Source organism: Streptomyces flaveus, from assembly GCF_014647675.1.
Lineage (GTDB): Bacteria > Actinomycetota > Actinomycetes > Streptomycetales > Streptomycetaceae > Streptomyces > Streptomyces flaveus.
In genome coordinates this window covers 201,505-209,097 of sequence record NZ_BMPQ01000003.1, presented here as the reverse complement: position 1 = coordinate 209,097, position 7,593 = coordinate 201,505, and the positions used below count along the sequence as shown (strand labels likewise).

6 protein-coding genes are annotated in these 7,593 nt (G+C 68.4%); 2 read left to right on the top strand and 4 right to left on the bottom strand.

The features are described 5' to 3' along the window. Positions 1 to 46 precede the first annotated feature (46 nt). The 3 genes from IEZ21_RS07685 to IEZ21_RS07675 all read right to left on the bottom strand — a co-directional run bounded on the left by IEZ21_RS07685 (position 47) and on the right by IEZ21_RS07675 (position 3,357). Entirely contained in the window at positions 47 to 955 is a 909-nt protein-coding gene (locus IEZ21_RS07685) for a sugar ABC transporter permease (protein WP_189321395.1), read from the bottom strand. A 25-nt stretch (positions 956 to 980) separates the two neighbouring features. Continuing rightward, a complete protein-coding gene (locus IEZ21_RS07680; RefSeq protein WP_189321118.1) occupies positions 981 to 1,985 on the bottom strand; it encodes a carbohydrate ABC transporter permease in 1,005 nt (334 codons plus the stop codon). 97 nt (positions 1,986 to 2,082) lie between these two features. Then, the gene (locus tag IEZ21_RS07675; RefSeq protein ID WP_189321117.1) at positions 2,083 to 3,357 is read right to left on the bottom strand and encodes an extracellular solute-binding protein; all 1,275 of its coding nucleotides are present in this window, start codon (positions 3,355 to 3,357) and stop codon (positions 2,083 to 2,085) included. 379 nt (positions 3,358 to 3,736) lie between these two features. Here IEZ21_RS07675 and IEZ21_RS07670 point away from each other — a divergent pair, with 379 nt between their 5' ends. Both IEZ21_RS07670 and IEZ21_RS07665 read left to right on the top strand, forming a co-directional pair. Then, positions 3,737 to 4,771, top strand: coding sequence for a LacI family DNA-binding transcriptional regulator (locus IEZ21_RS07670; protein ID WP_281399397.1), 1,035 nt, complete (start codon positions 3,737 to 3,739; stop codon positions 4,769 to 4,771). 108 nt (positions 4,772 to 4,879) lie between these two features. Continuing rightward, entirely contained in the window at positions 4,880 to 5,758 is an 879-nt protein-coding gene (locus IEZ21_RS07665) for a phosphatase PAP2 family protein (protein ID WP_189321115.1), read from the top strand. A gap of 185 nt (positions 5,759 to 5,943) precedes the next feature. On the opposite strand, the gene IEZ21_RS07660 is transcribed toward IEZ21_RS07665, so the two are convergent. Further along, positions 5,944 to 7,452 carry an MFS transporter gene (locus tag IEZ21_RS07660; RefSeq protein WP_189321114.1) on the bottom strand — a complete coding sequence of 503 codons (1,509 nt, stop codon included), beginning with the start codon at positions 7,450 to 7,452 and terminating at the stop codon, positions 5,944 to 5,946. Positions 7,453 to 7,593 lie beyond the last annotated feature (141 nt).

Here is a 7,593-nt window from a genome sequence, read left to right as displayed (position 1 = left end):
CCCCCACCCGCGCGGTGTGCGCGCGGGAGCCGTACGGCAGGGACGGTCAGCCCTTCGTGCCGCCCGCGGTGAGGCCCGTCACCAGGTTCTTCTGCACAAGGTAGAAGAACGCGGAGACCGGCACGGCGATCAGCACGGCCGTCGCGGCCATGTAGTGCCGCTGTGCGTCATGCTCGCTGATGAAGCTCTGCAGACCGACGGCGAAGGTGTACTTCGTGTCGGACAGCATGAACGTCGAGGCGAAGGCGACCTCTCCGAACGCGGTGATGAAGCTGTAGAACGCGGCGACCGCCAGGCCCGGTTTGGCCAGCGGCAGGATCAGCCGCGCGAACGTGCCGAAGGGGTTCAGCCCGTCGACGCGTCCCGCCTCGTCGATCTCGAACGGGATCGTGTCGAAGTAGCCCTTGAGCAGCCAGGCGCAGTACGGCACGGCCGTCGAGCAGTAGACGAGGACCAGGCCAAGGTAACTGTCGATCAGCTGGAGTTCCGACAGAATCTGGTACATGGGCACGATCAGTACGGCGATCGGGAACATCTGGGTGACCAGCAGCACCCACATGAACTTCCTGTAGCCCGGGAAGCGCATCCGCGAGACCGCGTAACCGGTCGTCGCGGCGACCAGCACGCCGATGAGTGTCGTACCGAGTGAGACGACGAGCGTGCTCGTCAGCCAGTCGAAGAACTTAGTCTCCTGGAGCACGAAGAGGTAGTTGTCGAAGGTCATCTTCCCGAAGATGCGCCCGGGGTGAAGGTAGTCGTCCTTGTCCGGGCCGAGGGACAGGAAGAACAGCCAGGCGATCGGGAAGAGCGCGATCAGGCTCGCGACGATCAGGATGCCGTGCGCGGCGAGGGAGGCGCCGGGGCCACGCTCGCCGCGGCGGCGGGCCTTGCGCGGCCGAACCGCGTCCGGGGTCTGATCCGCAGCGGAGGTGGTCGGAAGGGTCGAGGTGCTCATCGAGGTGCTCATGGGGACTCCTGCCTCAGATCGCGAGCTGCGGATCGTTGCGGTTCAGCCAGCGGCGGTAGCCGGAGGTGAAGACGATCAGGATGGAGAGGAGCAGGATGCCGTACGCCGCCGACTGCGCGTAGTCGCGCGGTTGCTGGCCGAAGCCCAGGTGGTACGCCCAGGTCACGAGGATGTCGACGTCCGGGGCGGTGTTGCCGAACAGCAGGAAGATGATGGCGAACTGGTTGAAGGTCCAGATGACGCCGAGGAGTACGACGGTGGAGCTGACGGACCGCAGGCCCGGCAGGGTGACGTACCGGAACCGCTGCCAGGCGCTCGCGCCGTCCATCTCGGCGGCCTCGTACAACGACGAGTCGATCGACTGCAGTCCGCCGAGCAGCGAGACCATCATGAACGGCACCCCGCACCAGGTGTTGACCATGATCGCGGCGAACCGCTGCCAGAAGGTGTCCTCCAGCCACAGCGGCGTCGGTAGGTGGAGCGCGTCGAGGGCCGAGTTGATGACGCCGCTGTCGGCGAGCATGAAGCGCCAGCCGAAGACGGTGACGAAGGTGGGCACGGCCCACGGCAGGACCAGGATGAGCCGGTAGAGCGTCCGTCCGCGCATCTTCTGGTTGAGGAGCAGCGCGAGGCCGAGGCCGATGGAGTAGTGCAGGGCGACGCAGGCGGCCGTCCAGACGATCGTCCAGACGAAGTGCGACCAGAAGCGGTCGTACGCGGTCTCGCCCCACAGGAGGTCGGCGTAGTTGTCGAGGCCGATGAACTTGTACGTCGCCTCGATCTCGTTGACGCCGATCGTGCGGGCCGTGTTGTCGCTGGTGGCGTCGGTGAGCGACAGGTAGAGGCCGTACCCCAGGGGGTAGAGCACGAGGACGCCGAGCACGATGACCACGGGCGTGATCATGGCGTACGCGTACCAGTACTTCTGGAAGCTGTGCCTGAGGCGCCTCAGTGGCCCGGGGCGCGGCGCTCGCTCACCGCGGCGCTTGCCGGTCGCGCGGTCGATGGCGACTGTCATGGTTTCGACACCTTTGGGAGATCAGGGGCAGGGCACGCAGGCCGGTGGCCGCCGGGTCCCTCCCCCGAGATCAGGAGGACCCGACGGCCACGCGGAGTCACTTGCTGAAGTCCGGGACCAGCTTCTCGATCGCGGTCTGAGCGCTGCTCAGGCCCTCGTCGAGGGACTTCTTGCCGCCGGCGACCTCGTTGAGCTCGGTGTCGAGCGGAGTCCACAGCGAGCTGTACTCGGGCAGCGCCGGGCGCGGCTGGGCGGCGGGGAGCACGGCCTGGTAGCCGGCGATGCCCGGGTCGGCCTTGACCTCGGCGGTGTAGGCGTCGTCGCGGGTCGGCAGCGTGGAGTTCTTGAGGGCGATCGTCTCCTGGGACTTCGCGGAGGTCATGAACTTCAGGAACTTCAGCGAGGCCTCCTGGTGCGCCTTGTCCGAGCCGGCGTACACGGAGAGGTTGTGGCCGCCGGTCGGGGCGCCCGCCTTGCCGGTGGAGCCGGCCGGGACGGTGGCGATGCCGAGGTTGGCCTTGTCCTTGAAGGCCGAGCCCTTGTAGAAGTTCGTGATCTCCCAGGGGCCCTGGACGATCGAGGCGACCTTGCCGCTGACGAACGCCTCCTGGATATGGGCGTACGCGTCGGCGGTGGTGTCGGCCTTGTGCAGGCCCTTGCCGTCGAAGAGGCTCTCCCAGGTCTCGTAGCCCTTGACCGCGGCGGGCGACTTCACGGTGATCTTCTTGGCGTCGGCGTCGACCGTGTCGGCGCCCTCGCCGTAGAGGAAGGACTGCGCGTAGTAGGCCTGGGTGGAGCCCCAGTAGCCGTCGACGCCGGTCTTGTCCTTGATGGTGGCGGCGGCCTTCTTCAGGTCGTCCCAGGTGGCGGGCGGCTTGCTGATGCCGGCCTGCTTGAAGAGGTCCTTGTTGTAGACCAGCGCGAGCGTGTCGGTGACCAGGGGGACGCCGTACGTCTTGCCGTCGTACTTGGCCTGCTCGATCAGGCTGGACTGGAACTTGTCCTGGTCCGCGAGGGCCTCGGTGCCGTCCAGCGGCAGGAAGAAGCCCTTCTTGGCGAAGGCGGGGGTCCAGCCGACCTCGGAGCGCAGGACGTCCGGGGCGCCCTTGGCTCCGGCGGCGGTGTCGAACTTGTTCTGCGCCTGGTCGAAGGGCACGTTGACGTAGTCGACCTTGATGTCAGGGTTGGCCTTCTCGAACTCCTTGACCAGGGCCTGGTACGTGGGTGCCTCATTGGTGGCGTTGGAGGTGTCCCACCAGGTGATGGTGACAGGGCCGTCCGACTCGTCGCTGCCGCTGTCACTGCCGCCGCAGGCCGTCGCCGTGAGGGCGAGGGACGCCGCCAGCGCGGTGGCCGCTATGCCACGCCGCATGAGTTCTCCTTGAGGGTGAAAGCCCGTTGGCCGGAGAGCGGCCCCGTCCGCCGCTCGCTGCCGGCCTGCGGACTGCGTCGCTGCCGCCGCCGGGCGACGCTGAACGTAACAGCGCTGCAAGAGTTGCGAAAGTCCTTGCAGCAAAAAACCGCAAGAGATCTTCGAAGTTATCCGGGCGTGACCCTGGAGCGACCGTCGTGAGACGCTTACTCACGGGCGTAGAGCAGCCAGGACTGCTTATGCAAGACTCTGCAAGCTCTTGCCACCACTTCCATGAGGGAGCGCGATGACCCAGCAGCCCGGACCGGGCCGGCCGGCAGGCCGCCCACCACGCCGGATCGGTGAGCAGGGCGACACCCGGCCGGTACAGTCCACCCCTGTGACCACACGGCTTGCCGACATCGCAGCCCAGGCGGGGGTGAGCGAAGCGACCGTCAGCCGCGTCCTGAACGGGAAGCCGGGCGTCGCCGCCACCACCCGCCAGTCCGTACTGGCCGCACTGGACGTCCTCGGCTACGAACGCCCGGTACGGCTGCGGCAGCGCAGCGAGGGACTGGTCGGCCTGATCACGCCGGAGCTGGAGAACCCGATATTCCCGGCGCTCGCCCAGGTCATCGGCCAGGCCCTGACCCGGCAGGGCTACACCCCGGTGCTCGCGACCCAGACTCCGGGCGGCTCCACCGAGGACGAGCTGACGGAGATGCTCGTCGACCGGAGCGTCGCCGGGATCATCTTCGTCTCGGGCCTGCACGCCGACACCTCCGCGGACATGCAGCGCTACGAGAAGCTGCGCGGCCAGGGCGTCCCCTTCGTGCTCGTCGACGGCTTCTCGCCGAAGGTCCAAGCCCCGTTCATCTCGCCGGACGACCGCGCGGCGATGACCCTCGCCGTCACCCACCTCGTCTCGCTGGGTCACACGAACATCGGGCTCGCCCTGGGCCCGAAGCGGTTCGTGCCCGTACAGCGGAAGATCGAGGGCTTCGTGCGTACGATGCAGGACCTGCTGGGCCTGAGTGCGGACGACGTCGAGCAGCGCCTGGTGCAGCACTCGCTCTACACCCTGGAGGGCGGCCAGGCCGCGGCCACCGCACTGATCGACCGCGGGTGCACGGCCGTCGTCTGCGCGAGCGACATGATGGCGCTCGGTGCGATCCGTGCGGCGCGCCAGCGTGGCCTGGAGGTTCCGCGGGACGTCTCGGTGGTCGGCTTCGACGACTCCCCGCTCGTTGCGTTCACCGACCCGCCGCTCACGACGATCCGCAAGCCGGTGCCTGCCATGGGGCAGGCGGCCGTGCGGACGCTGCTGGAGGAGATCGGCGGAACACCCGCTCCCCACAGTGAGTTCGTGTTCATGCCGGAGCTGGTTGTACGGGGTTCGACCGCTTCGTCCCCTGGGGATCGCAATCGTCCTTAGGCAGTAGAAAACGCCGCTTCCACAGGTCCCTCAGGCGTAGAACGTGCGACCAGGACCCGACCGGCGGATGATCGGTGGGAGACGGATTCTCTGGCAGACTCTTCCCCTATGGGTGAGACGACGGTGACGGCTACGGAAGGCCTTCAGCAGGCCGGTCCGGCGCCCGTCGCGGACGAGGTCGAGGGCCGCGCGGGCCAGGATTTCCTGCGCCGGTTGCGTAGGCCTCGTCGCCCTCGCCTCTGGTTCGAGATCCTTCTGATCGCGGTGAGTTACTGGACGTACTCGCTCGTCCGCAACGCCGTTCCGGAGCAGAAGGCTCAGGCGCTGCGGAACGCCGACTGGATCTGGAAGGCGGAGCACCACCTCGGGATCGCCGTCGAGGAGAGCGTCAACCACGCCGTGAATTCGGTGACTTGGCTGATCGTCGGCATGAACTACTACTACGCGACACTGCATTTCATCGTCACGCTCGGTGTCCTGGTGTGGCTTTTCCGTAGCCATCCCGGCCGTTACGCGGCGACCCGCATGGTGCTGTTCGCGACCACGGGTGTCGCCCTCGTCGGCTACTACCTGTATCCGCTCGCGCCGCCCCGCCTGATGAACGGCAACGACTTCATCGACACGGTCGTCGTCCACCAGACCTGGGGCTCCATGGCCTCCGGCGACCTGAAGAACATGTCGAACCAGTACGCGGCGATGCCCTCCATGCACATCGGCTGGTCCGTCTGGTGCGGCCTGACGATCTTCGCCCTCGCCTCCGTCCCCTGGGTACGGGTCCTCGGCCTCCTGTACCCCACGGCCACGCTGGTGGTCATCGTCGCCACGGCCAACCACTTCTGGCTGGACGCGGTGGGCGGCCTGCTCTGCCTGGCGTTCGGCTTCGCGGTGGCGTGGGTCTGGTACGGGTCGTTGCCGTACGCGCTGCCGCGACTGGTACCGGCGCCGCCCCGCAGGCAGGAGCGTCGGCTCCTGCCGACCAGAGCCTGAGGGGCAGAAGCCGGGGGTTGTGCGGCCTGGACAGTGGGCAGGACGGCAGCTTCGAACAGTGCTCCGCCATCGCCGCCGGTGCTGGCGGCGATGGCGGAGCGTGGCACCCGGGGTGCGTGGCATGAGAGTTCTCCGTGGAGGTCGAGTGCCGTCGAGGACTCGTTGAGGGAACTCCCTGCTGCGGATCACATGTGGACGACGGGCGCCGCATCGGGGTCCTCGGCGGGGACACCGCGTCGGTAGAAGAGCACGCTGGCGACCAGGCCGACGGCGAAGAAGACGGCCGACCACCAGTAGGCGGTGGAGTAGGCCTCCAGGCCGGCCTGGGCCTGGACGGCGGGGTCCCTGGGGTCCTTGCCCACGAGGTAGTCGGCGGCGGCGCTGGTGGCGAGGGTGTTGAGCAGGGCCGTGCCGATCGAGCCGCCGACCTGCTGCATGGCGTTGACGGTGGCGGAGGCGACACCGGAGTGCTCGGCGTCCACGCCGGCGACGGCCAGGCTCATGGCCGGGGCGATCACCAGGCCGAGGCCGAGTCCCGCCACCAGGATCGGCGGCAGGACGCCGGTGGTGTAGCTGCTGTTCAGGTCGAGGCCGGTCAGCCAGACCATGCCGGCGGCGGCCAGGCCCATGCCGAGCGGTACGACCGGCTTGGGGCCGAGGCGGGGGGTCAGCACGCTGGTGGCGAGGGTGGCGCCGATCATGAGCGTGGCGGTCATGGGCAGGAAGGCGAGCCCGGTCTCGACGGGGGTGTAGCCCAGGCTCTGCTGCAGGTAGTAGGTGAGGAAGAGGAAGACACCGAACATGCCGGCGCCGCTGATCAGTACGGAGAGGAAGGAGGCGCCGCGGTTGCGGTCGAGCAGGACCTTCAGGGGGAGCAGGGGGTGGGTGGAGCGGGTCTGCCACCAGGTGAACGCGGCGAGCAGGACGGCTCCGGCGACCAGCCAGCCCCAGGTCTGCGGGGAGCTCCAGTCGTGGCTCTCGGCGTTGGAGAAGCCGTAGACCAGACCGAACAGGCCGCCGCCGACGAGGAGGGCGCCGGGGATGTCGAGCGTTGCGCTCTTGTCGCGGGTGGTGCGCTGGAGCAGGAGCAGGCCGCCGATAAAGGCTACGACGGCGAAGACGAGGTTGACGTAGAGGGTCCAGCGCCAGTCGGCGTACTCGGTGAGCAGGCCGCCCAGGAGCAGGCCGATGGCGCCGCCGGCGCCGGCGATGGCGCCGTAGACGCCGAAGGCCCTGGCGCGTTCCTTGGCGTCGGTGAAGGTCGTGGTCAGCAGGGCCAGCGCGGCCGGGGCGAGCAGCGCGCCGAACACGCCCTGCCCGGCCCGCGCGACGATGAGCATCTCGAAGCTGGTGGCGGCGCCACCGAGGGCGGAGGCGCCGGCGAAGCCGACCAGCCCGACCAGGAAGGTCTTCTTGCGGCCGAACAGATCGCCTATACGACCGCCGAGCAGGAGCAGGCTGCCGAAGGCGAGGGCGTAGGCGGTGACGACCCACTGCCGGTCGCCGTCGGAGAAGCCCAGGTCCTTCTGCGCGGAGGGCAGGGCGATGTTCACGATCGTCGCGTCCAGGACGACCATGAGCTGGGCCACGCCGATGACGGCGAGGATCCACCAGCGATGGGGTGGCGGTGTGCCGGCGGACGGGAGGGTGGACACGGTGGCCGTGCCGGCCGTGTCCGCGGGGGTTTGGGACATGACGAGAACTCCAGAAGAAGTGGGACAAAGAGAGGGAACGTTCGGTGGTGCGGGGTCGGACGGCTGCGTCGTTGGAGCTCGTCAGGTGATGCGGTAGGCGACCGGGGCGCCGACCGTCACTGCTCGGCGAGGTCGAGGTGA

What these genes read in the sequence shown, in the direction of transcription:
- IEZ21_RS07685 (WP_189321395.1), bottom strand. Translation starts at nt 955, where the DNA reads ATGAGCACCTCGACCCTTCCGACCACCTCCGCTGCGGATCAGACCCCG.
- IEZ21_RS07680 (WP_189321118.1), bottom strand. Translation starts at nt 1,985, where the DNA reads ATGACAGTCGCCATCGACCGCGCGACCGGCAAGCGCCGCGGTGAGCGA.
- IEZ21_RS07675 (WP_189321117.1), bottom strand. Translation starts at nt 3,357, where the DNA reads ATGCGGCGTGGCATAGCGGCCACCGCGCTGGCGGCGTCCCTCGCCCTC.
- IEZ21_RS07665 (WP_189321115.1), top strand. Translation starts at nt 4,880, where the DNA reads ATGGGTGAGACGACGGTGACGGCTACGGAAGGCCTTCAGCAGGCCGGT.
- IEZ21_RS07660 (WP_189321114.1), bottom strand. Translation starts at nt 7,452, where the DNA reads ATGTCCCAAACCCCCGCGGACACGGCCGGCACGGCCACCGTGTCCACC.